This window comes from uncultured Streptococcus sp., from assembly GCF_963536705.1.
In the GTDB taxonomy this organism is placed as follows: Bacteria; Bacillota; Bacilli; order Lactobacillales; family Streptococcaceae; genus Streptococcus.
Map to the genome: position 1 here is coordinate 24,193 of NZ_CAUTAP010000008.1, position 17,689 is coordinate 41,881.

Annotated in this window: 13 protein-coding genes; all 13 read left to right on the top strand. The window is 44.3% G+C overall.

What is annotated here, in order from left to right:
- The first annotated feature begins 17 nt into the window (after positions 1–17).
- The 13 genes from RWX26_RS05900 (at position 18) to tig (ending at position 17,686) form a co-directional block, all read left to right on the top strand.
- Positions 18–875, top strand: a complete 858-nt coding sequence (locus RWX26_RS05900; RefSeq protein ID WP_314580063.1) for an ABC transporter ATP-binding protein — start codon at positions 18–20, stop codon at positions 873–875.
- The gene (locus RWX26_RS05905; protein ID WP_314580065.1) at positions 868–1,596 is read left to right on the top strand and encodes an ABC transporter permease; all 729 of its coding nucleotides are present in this window, start codon (positions 868–870) and stop codon (positions 1,594–1,596) included. The genes RWX26_RS05900 and RWX26_RS05905 overlap by 8 nt, the downstream gene beginning before the upstream one ends.
- Positions 1,597–1,759: 163 nt before the next feature.
- The gene (gene hrcA / locus RWX26_RS05910; RefSeq protein ID WP_011837494.1) at positions 1,760–2,794 is read left to right on the top strand and encodes a heat-inducible transcriptional repressor HrcA; all 1,035 of its coding nucleotides are present in this window, start codon (positions 1,760–1,762) and stop codon (positions 2,792–2,794) included.
- Between the two features lie 35 nt (positions 2,795–2,829).
- A complete protein-coding gene (gene grpE, locus RWX26_RS05915; RefSeq protein WP_125445614.1) occupies positions 2,830–3,366 on the top strand; it encodes a nucleotide exchange factor GrpE in 537 nt (178 codons plus the stop codon).
- A 137-nt stretch (positions 3,367–3,503) separates the two neighbouring features.
- Positions 3,504–5,333 carry a molecular chaperone DnaK gene (gene dnaK / locus RWX26_RS05920; protein WP_002905346.1) on the top strand — a complete coding sequence of 610 codons (1,830 nt, stop codon included), beginning with the start codon at positions 3,504–3,506 and terminating at the stop codon, positions 5,331–5,333.
- Between the two features lie 227 nt (positions 5,334–5,560).
- Positions 5,561–6,193: a DJ-1/PfpI family protein gene (locus RWX26_RS05925; RefSeq protein WP_314580068.1), complete on the top strand. Its 633-nt coding sequence runs from the start codon at positions 5,561–5,563 to the stop codon at positions 6,191–6,193.
- 138 nt (positions 6,194–6,331) lie between these two features.
- Positions 6,332–7,465, top strand: coding sequence for a molecular chaperone DnaJ (gene dnaJ, locus RWX26_RS05930; protein ID WP_002905343.1), 1,134 nt, complete (start codon positions 6,332–6,334; stop codon positions 7,463–7,465).
- 320 nt (positions 7,466–7,785) lie between these two features.
- Complete coding sequence (locus RWX26_RS05935) at positions 7,786–13,518, top strand: ZmpA/ZmpB/ZmpC family metallo-endopeptidase (protein ID WP_314580070.1); 5,733 nt, start codon at positions 7,786–7,788, stop codon at positions 13,516–13,518.
- Between the two features lie 256 nt (positions 13,519–13,774).
- Positions 13,775–14,524 carry a tRNA pseudouridine(38-40) synthase TruA gene (gene truA / locus RWX26_RS05940; RefSeq protein WP_002911730.1) on the top strand — a complete coding sequence of 250 codons (750 nt, stop codon included), beginning with the start codon at positions 13,775–13,777 and terminating at the stop codon, positions 14,522–14,524.
- The gene (locus RWX26_RS05945) at positions 14,514–15,275 is read left to right on the top strand and encodes a bifunctional hydroxymethylpyrimidine kinase/phosphomethylpyrimidine kinase (protein ID WP_314580072.1); all 762 of its coding nucleotides are present in this window, start codon (positions 14,514–14,516) and stop codon (positions 15,273–15,275) included. The genes truA and RWX26_RS05945 overlap by 11 nt, the downstream gene beginning before the upstream one ends.
- Positions 15,265–15,747: an ECF transporter S component gene (locus RWX26_RS05950; protein ID WP_002911733.1), complete on the top strand. Its 483-nt coding sequence runs from the start codon at positions 15,265–15,267 to the stop codon at positions 15,745–15,747. The genes RWX26_RS05945 and RWX26_RS05950 overlap by 11 nt, the downstream gene beginning before the upstream one ends.
- Before the next feature lie 12 nt (positions 15,748–15,759).
- On the top strand, positions 15,760–16,323 hold the full coding sequence (locus RWX26_RS05955) for a TIGR01440 family protein (protein WP_002911734.1): 564 nt from the start codon (positions 15,760–15,762) through the stop codon (positions 16,321–16,323).
- A 79-nt stretch (positions 16,324–16,402) separates the two neighbouring features.
- Complete coding sequence (tig, locus tag RWX26_RS05960) at positions 16,403–17,686, top strand: trigger factor (protein WP_002911735.1); 1,284 nt, start codon at positions 16,403–16,405, stop codon at positions 17,684–17,686.
- Positions 17,687–17,689: the final 3 nt, after the last annotated feature.

The window sequence follows — 17,689 nt, forward strand, 5'->3', positions numbered from 1 at the left end:
TTTTGTTAAATACTGTTATGAAAGCGAGGAAAACAATGAACAAGACCATTATTGAAGTGCAAGGCTTGAAAAAGAAGTTCAAGGAGCAAGAAGCCCTGGCAGGAATCGATTTTTCCATCCGAGAGGGAGAGATTTTTGGCTTTCTAGGGCCTTCTGGATCTGGTAAAACCACGACTATCAATATTTTGACTGGTCAGTTGTCTGCAGATGCTGGGACAGCTCATGTGCTGTCTGCACCGGTTGAGGATTTAAAGGTAGAAATCCTGGAGCAGATTGGGATTGTCAGCGATGGCAGCGGTTTTTATGAAAAGATGTCACTTTATAAAAATCTCAAGGCTTATGCTATGCTCTTTGGTGTTAAGATGACAGAAGTCGATGAACTTCTCCGAAAAGTGGGGCTTTATGATAGTCGCAACAAGGTGGCTGAAAAACTATCTACGGGTATGAAGCAGCGCATGTTACTGGTGCGTGCCTTGATTAATCGACCTAAATTGCTCTTCTTGGATGAGCCAACCAGTGGCTTAGATCCGTCAACCTCTCGCACCATTCACGAATTGCTGCTGGAACTAAAAGCTCAGGGGACAACTATTTTTTTGACGACTCATGATATGCAAGAAGCTACCCTCTTGTGTGATCGCTTGGCCTTGCTAAGTAAAGGAAAATTAGTCGAAGTGGGCAGTCCGCATGAGATAATCCAAAAGTATAATACAGATAAGAAGGTTCGTTTAGAATATGAAGATTTGACGATGAAGACAGTTACCTTTGATGAACTGCAAGGTGGTTTGGATTTGTCCAACGTTATCAGTATTCATTCCTGCGAACCAACTTTGGAAGATGTTTTTATCACGTTGACAGGAGGTACCTTAAATGTCTAATAAATTCAAAGGTATGATTTGGCTGAGAGGTCAAGTGACACTAGCTAATAAAAGTATTCTATTGCAGGTTTTTATGCCGATTTTCCTCATTTTTCTCTATAAATTTATTTTTTCTCTGAATGGAGCAGGTAAGGAAATTGGAGTGGATAAACTAGCTATTATGTTGCTTACGATCTCTCTGCCTTTCTCTCTAGCCATGTCAGTTGGAACACCCATTATCATCATTCTAGCTGAGGAAAGAGAAAAACATAATTTGCAAAGTTTGCGCTTGGCTGGTGTGACAGCTGGTCAATACATTCTTTCTGCTTTAATCTGGCCAGCGATTATTGGGATTTTTTATATCGTTATTACCCCAATTTTGGTGGGAGCCAAGCTTTCTAATCAGGTATTCAGCTATAGTTTGGTACTCTTATTGACCATGCTGGTCTTGATTTTCTTCTTTTTAATGGTTGGTCTGTTTTGTAAAAATCAGGTCATGGCACAATCCCTTAGTGTTCCAGCCATGCTCTTGGCGGCATTTATTCCTATGTTTTCAAATATGAGCGAGGATTTATTTAAGGTGCTGCGTTATAGCTTTATGGGCCTCTTTACTAGTTATATGAAAGATTGGTCTCATTTCCATTTATGGAGCGGAGAATTTTTGGCTCTGCTACTTTGGCTGCTTCTTTTTGCAGGAATTTCTTTCTATTTGATGCGCCGTTTGCAAATCTTGGACGACTAATCTAGGTCGCCAGACCGATTTTTAGCACTCTTGTAAAAAGAGTGCTAATTTTTTGAGTTTTTGTCTTGACTTTGGTGTGGAAGAGTGTATAATAGAATCATGAGTTAGCACTCGAGCCGGTTGAGTGCTAATTGAGATTGGAATCTTGATTGGAGGTGATGCCGTGGTCACGGAGCGTCAAAATGAGATTTTGAATTTGATTATTGATATCTTTACCAAGACTCACGAGCCGGTCGGCTCCAAAGCCCTGCAGGATTCTATCAATTCCAGTAGTGCCACCATCCGAAACGATATGGCAGCTTTGGAAAAGCAGGGGCTTCTGGAAAAGGCGCATACGTCCAGCGGCCGTAAGCCTAGCGTGGCTGGTTTTCAGTACTTTGTCAAGCATTCTCTGTCCTTTGATCGTCTCGCTGAGAATGAACTTTATGAGGTTATCAAAGCCTTTGACCATGAGTTTTTCAACTTGGAGGACATTCTTCAACAGGCAGCAGACCTTTTGACCAAGCTCAGTGGATGCACGGTTGTTGCACTGGATGTAGAACCCAGTCGGCAGCGTTTGACAGCTTTTGACATCGTTGTGCTCAGTCAGCACACGGCTCTGGCGGTCTTCACCTTGGATGAGTCCAATACCATTACTAGTCAGTTTATGATTCCGCGCAACTTCTTAAAAGAAGACCTGGATAGGCTTAAAGGCCTAGTAAGGGAGCGGTTTTTGGGACAGACAGTGCTGGACATCCATTACAAGATTCGGACGGAAATTCCGCAGATTATCCAGCGCTATTTCACTACGACGGACAATGTCATCCAGCTCTTTGAGCATATCTTTGGTGATATTTTCAAGGAAAATGTGATTCTGTCTGGCAAGGTTCAGCTCTTGGAATTCTCAGATCTGACGGCCTATCAGTTTTTTGATGACCCGCAGAAAGTAGCATTTGAAATTCGCGACAGTTTGGCTGAAGATCAGATGCAAAGCGTGCGCGTGGCAGACAGTAGAGAAAGCTGTTTGGCTGATCTAACACTGATTTCCAGCAAATTTCTGATTCCTTATCGAGGATTTGGAGTGCTGGCAGTTGTCGGTCCAGTCAATCTTGACTATCAACGGCTGGTCAGTCAGATGAATGTCGTCAACCGCGTGCTGACCATGAAACTGACCGACTTCTATCGTTACCTTAGCAGTAATCACTATGAAGTCCATTAAATATAGTATAAATATTCCTAAAAAGGAGGTGCCTTGTGGCAAAACATAAACAAGAAGAACATCCAGAAGATGTGGAAGTAAAAGAGGAAGCTGTAGAAACAGCTGAACAAGCTGAATCAGCAAGCCCTGAAAAATCAGAGTTAGAACTAGCCAATGAACGGGCAGAAGATTTTGAAAACAAATATCTCCGCGCTCATGCAGAAATGCAGAACATCCAGCGCCGAGCAAATGAAGAACGCCAGCAGCTGCAAAGATACCGCAGCCAGGACTTGGCAAAAGCTATTTTGCCTTCGATAGATAATCTGGAGCGCGCGCTTGCCGTTGAAGGTCTGACAGATGATGTCAAAAAAGGACTGGAAATGGTGCAGGAAAGCTTGATTCATGCTCTCAAAGAAGAGGGCATCGAAGAAATCCCAGCTGACGGAACTTTTGACCATAACTATCACATGGCCATTCAAACAGTTCCAGCCGACGATGAGCACCCAGTTGACACTATCGCGCAGGTCTTCCAAAAAGGCTACAAACTTCATGATCGTATCCTGCGCCCAGCAATGGTAGTGGTCTATAACTAGGCTAGAAAACTTGAAAAATCTTGTCCGAAACGACAATAAACTATGAAGAAAGATAAAAAATTGTTCAGCTTTGCAATAGTGAGCGAAGCGAACCAAAGAGTATCAAAAATAAAATTAAAGTAAAAAGAGGTAAAAATATGTCTAAAATTATTGGTATTGACTTAGGTACAACAAACTCAGCAGTTGCAGTTCTTGAAGGAACTGAAAGCAAAATCATCGCAAACCCAGAAGGAAATCGCACAACACCATCTGTAGTGTCATTCAAAAATGGTGAAATCATCGTTGGTGATGCGGCAAAACGTCAAGCAGTGACAAACCCAGATACAATCATTTCCATCAAATCAAAAATGGGAACATCTGAAAAAGTAGCTGCTAACGGTAAAGAATATACTCCACAAGAAATCTCAGCTATGATTCTGCAATACTTGAAAGGCTATGCAGAAGAGTACCTTGGTGAAAAAGTAAGCAAAGCGGTTATCACAGTACCAGCTTACTTTAACGATGCACAGCGTCAAGCGACTAAAGACGCTGGTAAAATCGCTGGTCTTGAAGTAGAACGTATCGTCAACGAACCAACTGCAGCAGCACTTGCTTACGGTCTTGACAAACAAGATAAAGAAGAAAAAATCTTGGTCTTTGACTTGGGTGGTGGTACCTTCGACGTTTCAATCCTTGAGTTAGGTGATGGTGTATTTGATGTACTGGCAACTGCTGGTGACAACAAACTCGGTGGTGATGACTTTGACCAAAAGATTATCGACCACATGGTGGCTGAGTTCAAGAAAGAGAACGGCATCGACTTGTCAAATGACAAGATGGCGCTTCAACGGTTGAAAGATGCAGCTGAAAAGGCTAAAAAAGATCTTTCAGGTGTAACTTCAACTCAAATCAGCTTGCCGTTTATCACAGCTGGCGACGCTGGACCTCTCCACTTGGAAATGACTTTGACTCGTGCTAAATTCGACGATTTGACTCGTGACTTGGTAGAGCGCACTAAAGAACCAGTTCGCCGTGCTCTTTCTGACGCAGGCTTGAGCTTGTCAGAAATCGACGAAGTAATCTTGGTTGGTGGTTCAACTCGTATTCCAGCTGTTGTAGAAGCTGTTAAGGCTGAAACTGGTAAAGAGCCAAACAAATCAGTGAACCCTGATGAAGTAGTTGCTATGGGAGCAGCTATCCAAGGTGGTGTTATCACTGGTGATGTCAAAGACGTTGTACTTCTTGACGTAACACCATTGTCACTTGGTATCGAAACAATGGGTGGCGTCTTCACTAAGCTGATTGACCGCAACACAACAATTCCAACTTCTAAATCACAAGTCTTCTCTACAGCAGCGGACAACCAACCAGCCGTTGATATCCATGTTCTTCAAGGTGAACGCCCAATGGCAGCAGACAACAAGACTCTTGGACGTTTCCAATTGACAGATATCCCAGCAGCTCCTCGTGGAATCCCTCAAATCGAAGTAACCTTTGACATCGATAAGAACGGTATCGTATCTGTTAAGGCTAAAGACCTTGGAACTCAAAAAGAACAACACATTGTTATCCAATCTAACAGCGGCCTGACTGACGAAGAAATCGACCGTATGATGAAGGATGCGGAAGCAAATGCTGAAGCAGATAAGAAACGTAAAGAAGAAGTTGACCTTCGTAACGAAGTTGACCAAGCTATCTTTGCGACTGAAAAGACTATCAAGGAAACAGAAGGCAAAGGCTTCGACGCAGAGCGTGACGCTGCCCAAGCTGCTCTTGATGAACTTAAGAAAGCGCAAGAAGATAATAACTTGGACGACATGAAAGCGAAATTGGAAGCTCTCAACGAAAAAGCTCAAGCGTTGGCAGTGAAACTCTATGAACAAGCTGCTGCGGCTCAACAAGCCCAAGCAGGAGCAGAAGGAGCTGAAAACGCGGGCTCAACTAAAGCAGACGACGATGTTGTAGACGGAGAGTTTACTGAGAAATAGGCGGTGAGACAGAACTAAAAATTGAAAGTTTTTAGTTCGTAGTCGAACCCCCGCGAGGATGATTAGGATTTTTGGGAGTCTGAAAGACGAACCTAAAATCCAATCAGCTACCGCGTCAAAAATTTTTCAAAAAATATTGTTTTGAAAATTTCACGTCGTAATGATAGGAAGAAATCCAGAGGTTGCAACCCAGCCTCTGTTTTTCGCTAAACTAGAGGGTGACGCTTATGAAGAAAGTGCTCTGTTTAATTTATCCTAATTTTTCACTTTATGAAGTAGTTGGTCTGACCAGTACTTTAGCTCTATCTTTTGGTGTTGAGGTTGATTATGTTGGTACAGATAGAAATGTTATAAGATCGGAAGATGGACTTCCCTGTCAACCTACTGGAACACTGGATGAAGTAGTTATCGAAGACTATTCTTGTGTCATTTTGCCAGGAATGATAAATATTGTCCCTACTCTGCATGATGAAAAATTGATTTCTTTCCTAAGAAGTTTGAAGCAGCAAGAAGTTTTAATTGCAGCTATTTCCTCAGCGCCCATTTTATTGGCGAAAGCAGGTTTATTGAAGGACACTAAATTTACTGGTGGGATTTGGCAAAACTTCTTTGACTATTTTGAATTTCTTCCACGGGAGAATTTCAAAGCTAAAGCGGTCCTGCAAGATAAGAACATCATTACGGCTGTTGGCTTTGCACATCAAGCGTTTGCGAGAAAAGTGCTTCTTAGTCTAGGTTTGGTAGATAATGCTGACAACTATTTTAAAGAACGGAATCAATATTCGGAAGAGGACTTGATATTCACTTTATCAGAAGAAGAGTTTGCTGAAATGAAGCATGAATTTGAAAATACCCTCTGATCAATATTTTCTAAAATTTAAAGAAAGGAACTGAACCCGACCTAAATTCTTGGAAAAAAAGAGAAATCAGCCTAGGAGCATCGCTCCGTTGCCTGATTTCCTATTTTTCAGTCGAATTTTACGGTCTTGGTATCTTATATGAACAATACAGAATATTATGACCGTCTAGGTGTCTCTAAGAATGCTTCTCAGGATGAGATCAAGAGAGCCTATCGGAAATTATCTAAAAAGTACCACCCCGACATTAATAAGGAAGCTGGGGCGGAGGACAAATATAAAGAAGTCCAAGAGGCTTATGAAACGCTGAGCGACGAGCAAAAGCGGGCAGCCTATGATCAATACGGTGCAGCGGGAGCTAATGGTGGCTTTGGCGGTGGTGCAGGCGGCTTCGGTGGCTTTGATGGCTCCGGCTTTGGCGGCTTTGAAGATATCTTCTCCAGCTTCTTTGGTGGTGGCGCTTCGCGTAATCCTAATGCTCCGCGCCAAGGGGATGATCTTCAGTATCGTGTAAATCTCCGCTTTGAAGAAGCGATTTTCGGAGCTGAGAAGGAAATCAAGTATAACCGCGAAGCGACTTGTCGTACCTGTGACGGGTCTGGTGCTAAGCCAGGAACTAGCCCTGTTACCTGTGGTCGCTGCCATGGCTCAGGTGTCATCAATGTTGATACCCAGACACCGCTTGGCATGATGCGTCGGCAAGTGACCTGTGATGTCTGTCATGGCCGAGGAAAAGAAATCAAAAGTCCTTGTGAAACCTGTCACGGAACGGGTCATGAAAAACAGGCTCACAGCGTTAAGGTGAAAATCCCAGCTGGTGTGGAAACTGGTCAGCAGGTCCGTCTGTCTGGTCAAGGTGAAGCAGGCTTTAATGGCGGCCCTTATGGTGATCTTTATGTTGTGGTCCAAGTTGAGCCGAGTGACAAGTTTGAGCGAGATGGCTCTACCATTTACTACAAGCTCAATCTCAACTTTGTCCAAGCAGCTCTTGGTGACAGTGTGGATATTCCAACTGTTCACGGGGATGTGGAGCTGAATATCCCAGAAGGAACACAGACTGGCAAGCGTTTCCGTCTGCGTGGCAAGGGAGCACCGAGTCTGCGTGGTGGAAGCATGGGTGACCAGTATGTTACTGTCAATGTTGTGACACCGACTGGCCTCAACGACCGTCAAAAAGCGGCCCTCAAAGAATTTGCGGAAGCTGGCAATATCTCGGTCAATCCTAAGAAAAAAGGCTTCTTCGACAAAATGAAAGATGCCTTGGAAGATTTGTAATCATATAAAAAGGAGCAGCCTAATGCTGTTCTTTTTATGTTTTCTAGAAGGACATTTGGCAAATGTAGCCAAGTAAGAGAGCAGCTCTAATCAGCCTTTTAATTAAAAGAAATTCACAATAAAAAGCGTAAAGAGATTTTCTCTATTTACTTTTACAAAAATTAATTGTTTTTTTAAGTAAAATCTATTGTAAAAATTTCCTAAAAGATATATGATAATACTATATGTATAAAACGCATCTTTTTAGCCTGCTGGGGAGTTGGTTAGGAAGATAATGGGAGATTAACTTTATACATTTTAGGAAAAAGGGGATTTATAAAGTGAAACGTTTTGAAAAAGTGCAGGAGCGAATTCAGAAATATTCGATTCGCAAATTGTCTGTCGGTGTGGGCTCAGTTGCCATTGCAGCTCTGATTTTTGGGAGCTCTTTGTCCAGTTCGACTGTTGCTGCGGATGAAGTTGGAGGCGGTGCGACTGCTCACTATACTTATGTTGAAGAGCAAGAGCTAACAGAGCAGGAAAAAGGTCTGATTAAGAAAGGTCTGCCTGAAAATCTGCAAACAGGGGAAAATTATTACTTGATTTATCGGAAGCAAGATGGGCAAACTGTCTTGCCGAGTACAGGAAATAACGGTCAGCCGCTTCTCGGCTTATTTGCGGGAACGGCTATTTTGGCTGTCTTGGTATTCTCACGAAAGAAATCTGGTAAGTTACTAGGAGTGCTTTTGCTAGGTAGCTTGGGACAAACTGTGTTGCAGTCTCCTCAAGCGTTTGCGCTAGAAAATCGGGAATTGCTTTCCTATAACCGTCAAGTTGCGGTTTCGTCAGCAGTTTCTGAAGCGGATGTGACTATTGCAGGCTATAACTATATCGGTTACTTTACCGCTTCTGATTTGCGTACTTTGACAGAGACCAAGATAACCTCTTTGCCAGCTGGTCAAGAGGCTCAAGCGCAAGCAGAAGTGTCAGAAGCTGCAAAAGAGGATTCTGATTCTATTGATCGAGCTGCTCAAGCAGGGTTGCTGTATCAGCTGAATCCTGATGAAAGTGATTCTGGCCATATAGGGAATCTTCCAACTCCAGCTCCAACTCCAAATCTTAGTCCAGCTCCTCAGCCGTCAAATCCACCTATAGAAACGGCAAAAGGGGAAAGTTTACAAGAACCTGCCTTGCCAGAGTACAGCGGTGCTGTGAACGGTGAGTCGCTAGTTCAAGCGGAAACTCCAGTCTATACTGCCCCAGTTGGTACAGTTGGAGACACGGCTCCGGTTGAGCCCGCCCTCCCAGAATACACAGGCGGAGTTAATGGCGAATCGCTAGTTCAAGCAGACAATCCAGTATATGATGCTCCAGTAGCTACAGTTAGTGACACGGCTCCGGTTGAGCCTGCCCTCCCAGAATATACAGGCGGCGTTAACGGCGAGTCGGCAGTTCAAGCAGACAATCCAGTATATGATGCTCCGGTAGCTACAGTTAGTGACACGGCTCCGGTTGAGCCAGCTTTGCCAGAATACACAGGTGGCGTTAATGGTGAGTCAACAGTTCAGCCAGAACAGCCTAGTCTGCATACAGACATCAAGCTAGAAACGATTGAACCTCAAGTTGTCAACAAGACAGATGATAGCAAGTACCTTGATGAAGAGACCACTGTCGATGGAACTCCAGGACAAAAAGAAATTGTAACCAGCTATGAAGTCTTGGACGGGAATCGCATATCGGATCCACAAACAACTGAAAGAATCTTGCATGAAGCAGTTGATACAGTGGTCACTCGGGGTAGCAAGGCTCGCATCAATAAAGAAGAATTGAGCAAGCAGCTAGCTTTAGCAGCGGCTGTGGATCCAGGAGTTTACACCAATCAATCCTACCAGCAGCTGCAAGCAATTAAGAATATGGCTGCGACGGTTTATCAAACTTCGTCAAGTCAAGATGAAGTAGATGCGGGTGTCAACCAACTCAAGCAGGCTTTGGCTGACTTATTAGCCCTTAAAGCAGCCCCGACTCTGACTGTTTCAGCAGTTAAGAAGGATGAATTGCAGAAATCAGTTCAGGTCCAATACCAGCTAACGGACAGAGATCAAGCCTTTACTAATGCTCATGTTCGTCTGAAGAAGGATGGCCAGCTGATAGCAGAGCAGAACTTGGCTGCAGGCCAACTAGCAGCCAACTTCACTGGTTTGGACTACTATACACCTTATAAGATTGAGACGACTCTGTCCTATGACTTAGGAAATGGCCCTGAAAGTCAAGAATTAGCTCAAGAAACAGTCCAGCTGGACCTGAAGAAGGTGGAGCTCAAGTCCATTACTAATGTCGCCTTGATGAAAGTTGAAAATGGTCAGACAAAATTGATGCCTACTCTGGCTGAAAAACCAGCAAATCTGGATCAATATTACCTGCACTTTACATCCGACCAGTTCAAGGACACTGTCCTGCCAGTTACCTCTATCGAGGAAGTGGTTGTTGATAACCAGCCTGTCTTCAAGATCCAGGCTCAGCTGCCAGACTTGCTGCAAAGAAGCGCAACGGGTCTTCAAAATAGCTTTGATTTCTATCTGGAAAAAGCCAAGAAGCGTGAAGGAAATGTCTACTATGACTTCCAAGACCTTTTGGACGGCATCAAGGAAAATCCTTCTGGAACCTTTATTCTGGGTCGCAGTATCAGTGCCAAGTTGATTGATAAACCTGCCAACAGCAAGTCTTATCTGCAAGGTGAATTCAAAGGCCAGCTGATTGGTGGTCAAAATGGCGAGCGCCATGCGATTTTAGACTTGGCACATCCTCTATTTGATACGATTACTGGCGGAACGGTCAAGGATATTGACTTTAAGCGAGTCAATATGATTTATCCAGATTCGCAAGCGGGCGATACAATTGCGACAATTGCTGCTCGCTTGAAGAATAAAGGAGTAATCGAAAACGTCAATGTCCAAGGATACTTGGAAGGAAGAGACCATATTGCCGGTTTGGTTAACAATATAGAAGGCCAATCTCGAGTTGAAAATGTCTCCTTTAAGGGACGAATTAAGTCCAAGGGTGGAAACTCTGTGACAGGCGGTATCGCAGGAAGTAACGCTATGTCCTTGGTGAAACGCGCCTATGTCGAAGCCGATATTTGGGTCAAGAGTGGCCAAAATGCAGGTATGCTGGTCGCTCAAAACTTCACTGACTATTCAGGTTCAGGCTGGGGTAATTGGGGCAGATTGATGCAATCAGTTGCCAAAGGTAAGTTAGAGGATGCAGGCTCAAGAAATTCAGCTGGTATCGCTGCTTCCATTTGGCCGTATGGAACTATCAATGACACAGTCAGCTATGCCACAGTAGTGAACGGTAAAGAGCTCTTTAGCTCAGATAATGAGATTACCGACGCTTGGATGGGGCAAAAACTCCAAAACCTTTTTGGTGTTCAGGGACTCAGCTCTGGAACCAAGACAGGAAAAGATGCCAAGTTCCGCCGCTTGACAGAAGCTGAAGCGGAGCAAAAAGTCAAGAGCTATCGGATTACGGCTCTTGAACAAACCAGCGCAAATGAAGTAACAACTGAGAAGCTAAATGCTGCTATCCTGAGAACAAGTACTTATCAAGATAAACCAGGATACAAGGCAGAAAATGAACAGCTTTATCAGAACCTAGAGCGCTTTATGCCTTTCTACAATCAAGAGTTCTTGATTCATGAGGCCAATAAGCTGGTGGATGCTGCTAAGGCGGGCGATTTGTTGACTAAGAAAGTTCTATCAGTTCAAGCGCTGAAGGGCAACCAGTTTGTTGCTGGCGGAAGGGATGCAGATAAGATCTTAGTCCATTTTGAAGATGGAAGCAAGACCATCTACAATCTTCAAAATCAAGCACGATTTGAACAGACGGCTCTGCCGGAATATCAGATTGCAGAGCTTGGTACAGTCTATACTCCAAATCACTCAACGGCTGTCAAAGAAGACTTGCTGACTCAGCTGACTGAGAGCTTGAAGAGCTTTGACCTGTACAGTGATGAAGTCTATCGTTCTGTTGGCCTGCCTAATGATAATGATAGGGTCAACAAAGTGAAGCGCCTCTTCTTGGATGAATCTTTAGCTGAGGTGAAAGCCAACTTGCAGGACATGCTTGGTAAGCTCCTGGCCAATGAATGGACAAGATTCCATGCTGATAATCCAGCGGCCAACGAAACTCTGAAAGCTAAAATTGAAGAGAACAAGACAGCTATCATGATCGGTCTGACCTATCTCAACCGTTATTACGATCTCAAGTTTGGCGACTACAACCTCAAGGAGCTGGTGCTCTTCAAACCAGACTTCTATGGTGAAAAAGTGTCATTGCTGGATCGCTTGATTAAGATTGGTCGTTCGACAGAAAATCAACTGAAAGGGGCAGACAATGTCAATATGTTTGCGCGTCAGTTGAAGGCTGAGTCCAAGTCTAGTGATTTGGTCGCTTACTTGGATTACAACCGTCGCCTGCTGACTGACTTTGAAGACATGGATTCTTGGTTCAAGGATGCAACACGAGGCTTTATTCAGTTTGAAGAACGCCAGTCCGAAGTCGAGGAGATTAAGTCTGCTAAGTATCGCGTCTTTGATAACCTCAACTCTGAATATTTCAGCAACTATATCCTTCCACTTCTAACTTTGAAGAATACGCGTTTAGCCATTCTATCAAACTATAGCACGATGGCCTTTGTCAACAGAGACAAGCGCCGGTCATGGTCTGATGAACGATTTAATGCGCGCATCAAGGAAGTAGCGACCCAGCATCGAAATCACGTAGACACTTGGTACAAACTGCTCTCAGATGATATCAAGTCCAGAATGGTCAAGCAAAATGTAACGGCTGTATGGGATGGTTTCGATGTGGAAGGACGTGGCTGGATTGATGTCAACGGAAATGATAATAAGGGCAATCCTTATGCACCATCCCGCGAGTTCTTTAACCTAGTTGGCGGCAGAGCTGGTGGCTGGTACAAGTCAAATGGCTATGGTGCCCATGCTGCTGGTTCAATCCGTGTGAACTTTGAGGCCTTTGACCTCTTGACGGAATACGGTGTGTCCGTCTTCACGCACGAGCTTACCCACGTCAATGACGGCTATATTTATCTGGGCGGACATGGCAGACGACAAGGTATCGGACCAGAAGGCTATGCCCAAGGGTTGCTCCAATCACCTGTTCCTGATCAGCCAGGTTGGGGTGCTTTGGGTCTCAATATGGCCTTTGATCGTCCAAATAATGGCAGTCTCATTTTCAATAGCTCGCCAAGTCTCTTCAAGAACCGAGCAGACATCGACCATTACATGAAGGGCTATAATGATACCCTCATGCTGCTGGATTACCTTGAGGGACAAGCCGTTGTTGCCAAAGGAAATGAAGCAGTAGCCAAATGGTTCAAGAAGGTTGAACCGAAAGTTGTGGATCCTCGAACCCAATACGACGTCGTAAGAGACTTGACGGCAGAGGAGAAAGCGGCCATGTCAGTCTCATCTGTAGAGGACTTGGTTGATCAAGGCTTGCTGTCTAACCGTGCAGTTGACAATCGAACTTATAATCCTGCTGACTATGACTCTAGTTACATTGCTATCGACTTCATGACGGGTATCTATGGTGGCGGTCAAAACAATACTGGAGCGCCAGGAGCCTTGATGTTCAAGCATAATACCTTCAGAATTTGGGGTTACTATGGCTATGAAAAAGGCTTTGTAAGCTATGCTTCCAATAAACACCGCAAGACAGCCAATGAACAAGGTGTGACTGGTTTGAGCGACAACTTTATCATCAAGCAAATTTCTGAAGGCGAATTTGAAACCATGGAAGCCTTCAAGAAAGCTTACTTCAGACAAGTTGCTGAGAAAGCTCAAAACTTAGGAATTAAGCCAGTGACAGTCAATGGAAAAGTCTACAGCACTTTTGAAGAGCTGAAAGCTGGCTTTGCAGAAGCCGTTGACAAGGATCTGAAGAAGGCTCGTGTCGATGAACGGGCAACCAAGGACTTCAAGTACGCTGTCTTTACGCAGTTGCTCAAGAACACCAACAGTTTTATGGATGAAAACTCCATTTGGGGTTCCTAAGAAAAAGTGTTTAATTGCCTACATGTGTAACTGCAAATAATGACCTTTAGCAATATATAATCAATAACCCATTTGAATTTGTTCTGTTTGTGTCGTCACTGACAGTCTGATTCAGATGGGTTATTTTGTTGCATGATGGCAAGCCGGAACAGAAAAAAACCTGATTCTTAAACGATATTTTTCAAAAAAATCTGTCCCCAGACAGTTCCTGCTTTTAGGGCTTGCTGGGGGCTTTTTTTCCTGCTAAAATAAACACATGACACGTTATAAAGCTATTATTTCCTATGATGGTTATAACTTTGCTGGTTTTCAGCGACAGCCTCATGCCAGAAGTGTTCAGGAAGAGATTGAAAAGACCCTGACCCGTATCAATAAAGGCCAGCCTGTGGTGATTCATGGAGCGGGCCGGACCGACAGCGGTGTCCATGCTCTGGGCCAGGTGCTGCATTTTGATTTACCAGAAGAGCGGGATGAAGAGAAATTGCGTTTTGCCTTGGATACCCAGACGCCGGAAGATATTGATTTTATTAGTGTGGAGCAGGTGTCGAACGATTTTCATTCTCGCTACAATAAGCACAGCAAGACCTATGAATTTTTGGTGGACATCGGCCGCCCTAAAAATCCTATGATGCGCCATTATGCCACGCATTATCCATATCCTTTGGAGCTGGGTCTGATAGAAGAAGCCATTGCTCATCTTGAAGGGACGCATGATTTTACTGGATTTACTGCTTCGGGGACCAGTGTGGAAGACAAGGTTCGGACCATTACTGAGGCCAAGGTTCGCTATGATGCAGAGCGGAATTTTCTGGTCTTTACTTTTTCGGGCAATGGCTTTCTCTACAAGCAGATCCGCAATATGGTAGGTACCCTGCTCAAGATTGGCAATAAGCGTATGCCAGTAGAGCAGATTCAGAGGATTTTAGCGGAGAAAGACCGCCATCTGGCAGGGCCAACAGCCGGTCCAAACGGCCTCTATCTAAAGGAGATTCGTTATGAAGAATAAGTTGATTTTAGCCTTTTCGGGCAATGATATTTTCAGCGGCGGCGGACTGCATGCCGATTTAGCTACCTATACGGTCAATGGTCTGCATGGTTTTGTAGCTATGACTTGCTTGACCGCGATGACTGACAAGGGATTTGAGATTCTTCCAGTTGAGGAAGAGGTTTTTGCCCAGCAGTTAGCCAGTCTCAAGGATGTTCCTTTTTCTGCTATTAAGATAGGACTTTTGCCCAATCTGCAAATAGCAGAGCAGACTTTGGCTTTTGTCAAGCAGCATGGGGATATACCAGTAGTGCTGGATCCTGTTCTGGTCTGCAAGGAAAATCATGACTTGGAAGTCAGTGCGCTGAGAGAAGAAATCATCAAGTTTTTCCCTTATGTCAGCATCATTACGCCAAATCTGGCAGAAGCTCAGCTATTGACCCAAAAAGAAATCAAAAGTCTGGAGGATATGCAGGCTGCAGCCAAGGAGCTCTATGAGCTGGGAGCCAAGCATGTGGTGATTAAGGGCGGCAATCGCTTGAGCAAGGAGCGGGCGGTGGATGTTTACTATGACGGTCAAGATTTTGAGATCATGGAATCGCCAGTGCTGGCCAGTAACAATACCGGAGCGGGCTGCACATTTGCTTCCAGCATTGCCAGTCAGCTGCTTCTCGGCAAGTCTCCGCTTGCAGCAGTTCAATTTTCTAAAGATTTTGTTTACCGAGCGATTCAGCGCTCAGATCAATATGGGGTAGTTCAGTATGAGAAATAATCAAGTTAAAAAATTAGTTATCTTAGCTTTCATTACAGCACTGTCTGTGGTTTTGGGGAATTTTTTAAAAATCCCAACTCCGACAGGCTTTTTGACCTTGTTGGATGCAGGGATTTATTTTACAGCCTTCTACTTTGGCCGCAAGGAAGCGGCTATTGTCGGAGGCCTTTCAGGCTTTTTGATTGATATGATTGCCGGCTATCCTCAGTGGATGATTTTCAGCCTGATTTGTCATGGACTTCAGGGGTTCTTTGCTGGCTTTGAGGGCAAGAAACGCTACCTTGGGCTGGTCTTGGCTGCAGCAGCTATGGTCGGTGGCTATGCCCTCTTTGGTAGTATCATGAATGGTGTCGGGACTGCCCTAGCCGAAATCTCAAGTAATTTTATGCAGAATGCATTTGGTTTAGCAGTTGGATTTGCTCTTTACAAGGCCTTCCCAGAGAGTTTGAAAAAGACAGTCGCAGTGAAATAAACGAGGTGAGACATGGACTTAGCTAAGATTGGAGCAGAAACTCGTCAGATTGTTCTAGATGTTTTGGACAAGGCTGCCTTGGTGAAGGGAGATATTTTTGTTCTGGGTCTATCCTCTAGTGAGGTTGTCGGAGGCCATATCGGTCAGAGTTCTAGTCTGGAAGTCGGACAAGTCATTGTCAAAACCATACTGGATATCTTAGAAGAGAAGGGGATCTTTCTGGCAGTTCAGGGATGTGAGCATCTCAATCGCGCCCTCGTAGTCGAAAGAGCCTTGGCGAACAAGAAGGATTTGGAGATAGTCAATGTTCTGCCTACTCTTCATGCTGGAGGCAGCGGTCAGCTAGCAGCTTTCCAATACATGAAGGATCCTGTCGAGGTGGAGTTTATCGTTGCTCAGGCGGGGCTGGATATTGGCGATACTGCTATCGGCATGCACATCAAGCACGTGCAGATTCCTATCCGACCGATTCTCAAGGAATTGGGAGCTGCCCATGTCACGGCTTTAGCCAGCCGTCCCAAGCTAATTGGCGGGGTCAGAGCGGCCTATCTAGAGGATAAAATCAGGAAGGGATAAAAGGAAAAATAATTTTGAAAAAAACTCTAATTATGCTATAATGGGTTGTATTCAATAAATTTTAAGGAGAAATGACAGAATGTCTGTATCATTTGAAAACAAAGAAACAAATCGCGGTCTTTTGACTTTTAGCATCAGTCAAGAGAAAATCAAGCCTGCCTTGGACCGTGTATTTAACTCAGTAAAAAAAGATATTGCTGTACCAGGTTTCCGTAAAGGTCGCCTTCCACGTGCTATCTTCAACCAACGTTTTGGTGAAGAAGCCCTCTACCAAGATGCTTTGAACGCTCTTCTTCCAGAAGCATACGAAGCGGCTGTCAAAGAAGCAGGTATCGAAGTAGTTGCTCAACCTCAGTTTGATGTCGAGTCTATGGAAAAAGGCCAAGACTGGGTCATCAAAGCTGAAGTAGTCACTAAGCCAGAAGTTAAGCTGGGTGCTTATAAAGACTTGGAAGTAACTGTTGAAGCTAGCAAAGAAGTGACTGACGCTGAAGTAGATGAGCGCATTGAGCGTGAGCGCAACAACTTGGCTGAGTTGGTTCTCAAAGAAGGTCCAGCAGCAGATGGTGATACAGTTGTGATTGACTTTGTTGGATCTGTTGACGGCGTTGAATTTGACGGCGGCAAGGGTGACAACTTCTCACTTGGACTAGGCAGCGGCCAATTTATTCCAGGATTTGAAGAGCAGTTGGTTGGTCACAGTGCAGGCGAAACAGTGGATGTTGTCGTAACTTTCCCAGAAGACTATCAAGCAGAAGACTTGGCAGGCAAGGAAGCTAAGTTTGTGACAACTATTCACGAAGTTAAAGAAAAAGAAGTTCCAGCATTGGACGATGAACTTGCAAAAGATATCGACGAAGAAGTGGAAACTCTTGACGAGCTGAAAGAAAAGTACCGCAAAGAATTGTCAGAAGCTAAGGAAACAGCTTATAATGATGCGGTAGAAGCAGCAGCTATTGATCAAGCAGTAGCAAACGCTGAAATCGTTGACTTGCCAGCAGAAATGGTCCACGAAGAAGTACACCGCGCTGTTAATGAATTCTTGGGCAACATGCAACGCCAAGGAATCTCACCTGACATGTACTTCCAAATCACTGGAACTAGTCAGGAAGACCTGCACAAGCAATACGAAGCAGATGCTGAGTCACGCACTAAGACAAACCTTGTCGTAGAAGCTGTTGCTAAGGCAGAAGGTTTTGAAGCTAGCGCAGAAGAAATCGAAGCAGAAGTAACTTCACTGGCTACAGACTACAACATGGAAGTGGAACGTGTTCGTCAATTGCTGTCAGAAGACATGCTGAAACATGACATTGCTATCAAGAAAGCTGTTGAAGTGATTACAAGCACTGCGAAAGTGAAGTAAGCT

Bases quoted from the DNA above. Each gene is read 5' to 3' on its own strand.
- RWX26_RS05900 (WP_314580063.1), top strand. From the start codon at position 18: ATGAAAGCGAGGAAAACAATGAACAAGACCATTATTGAAGTGCAAGGC.
- RWX26_RS05905 (WP_314580065.1), top strand. From the start codon at position 868: ATGTCTAATAAATTCAAAGGTATGATTTGGCTGAGAGGTCAAGTGACA.
- dnaK (WP_002905346.1), top strand. From the start codon at position 3,504: ATGTCTAAAATTATTGGTATTGACTTAGGTACAACAAACTCAGCAGTT.
- RWX26_RS05925 (WP_314580068.1), top strand. From the start codon at position 5,561: ATGAAGAAAGTGCTCTGTTTAATTTATCCTAATTTTTCACTTTATGAA.
- dnaJ (WP_002905343.1), top strand. From the start codon at position 6,332: ATGAACAATACAGAATATTATGACCGTCTAGGTGTCTCTAAGAATGCT.
- truA (WP_002911730.1), top strand. From the start codon at position 13,775: ATGACACGTTATAAAGCTATTATTTCCTATGATGGTTATAACTTTGCT.
- RWX26_RS05945 (WP_314580072.1), top strand. From the start codon at position 14,514: ATGAAGAATAAGTTGATTTTAGCCTTTTCGGGCAATGATATTTTCAGC.
- RWX26_RS05950 (WP_002911733.1), top strand. From the start codon at position 15,265: ATGAGAAATAATCAAGTTAAAAAATTAGTTATCTTAGCTTTCATTACA.
- RWX26_RS05955 (WP_002911734.1), top strand. From the start codon at position 15,760: ATGGACTTAGCTAAGATTGGAGCAGAAACTCGTCAGATTGTTCTAGAT.
- tig (WP_002911735.1), top strand. From the start codon at position 16,403: ATGTCTGTATCATTTGAAAACAAAGAAACAAATCGCGGTCTTTTGACT.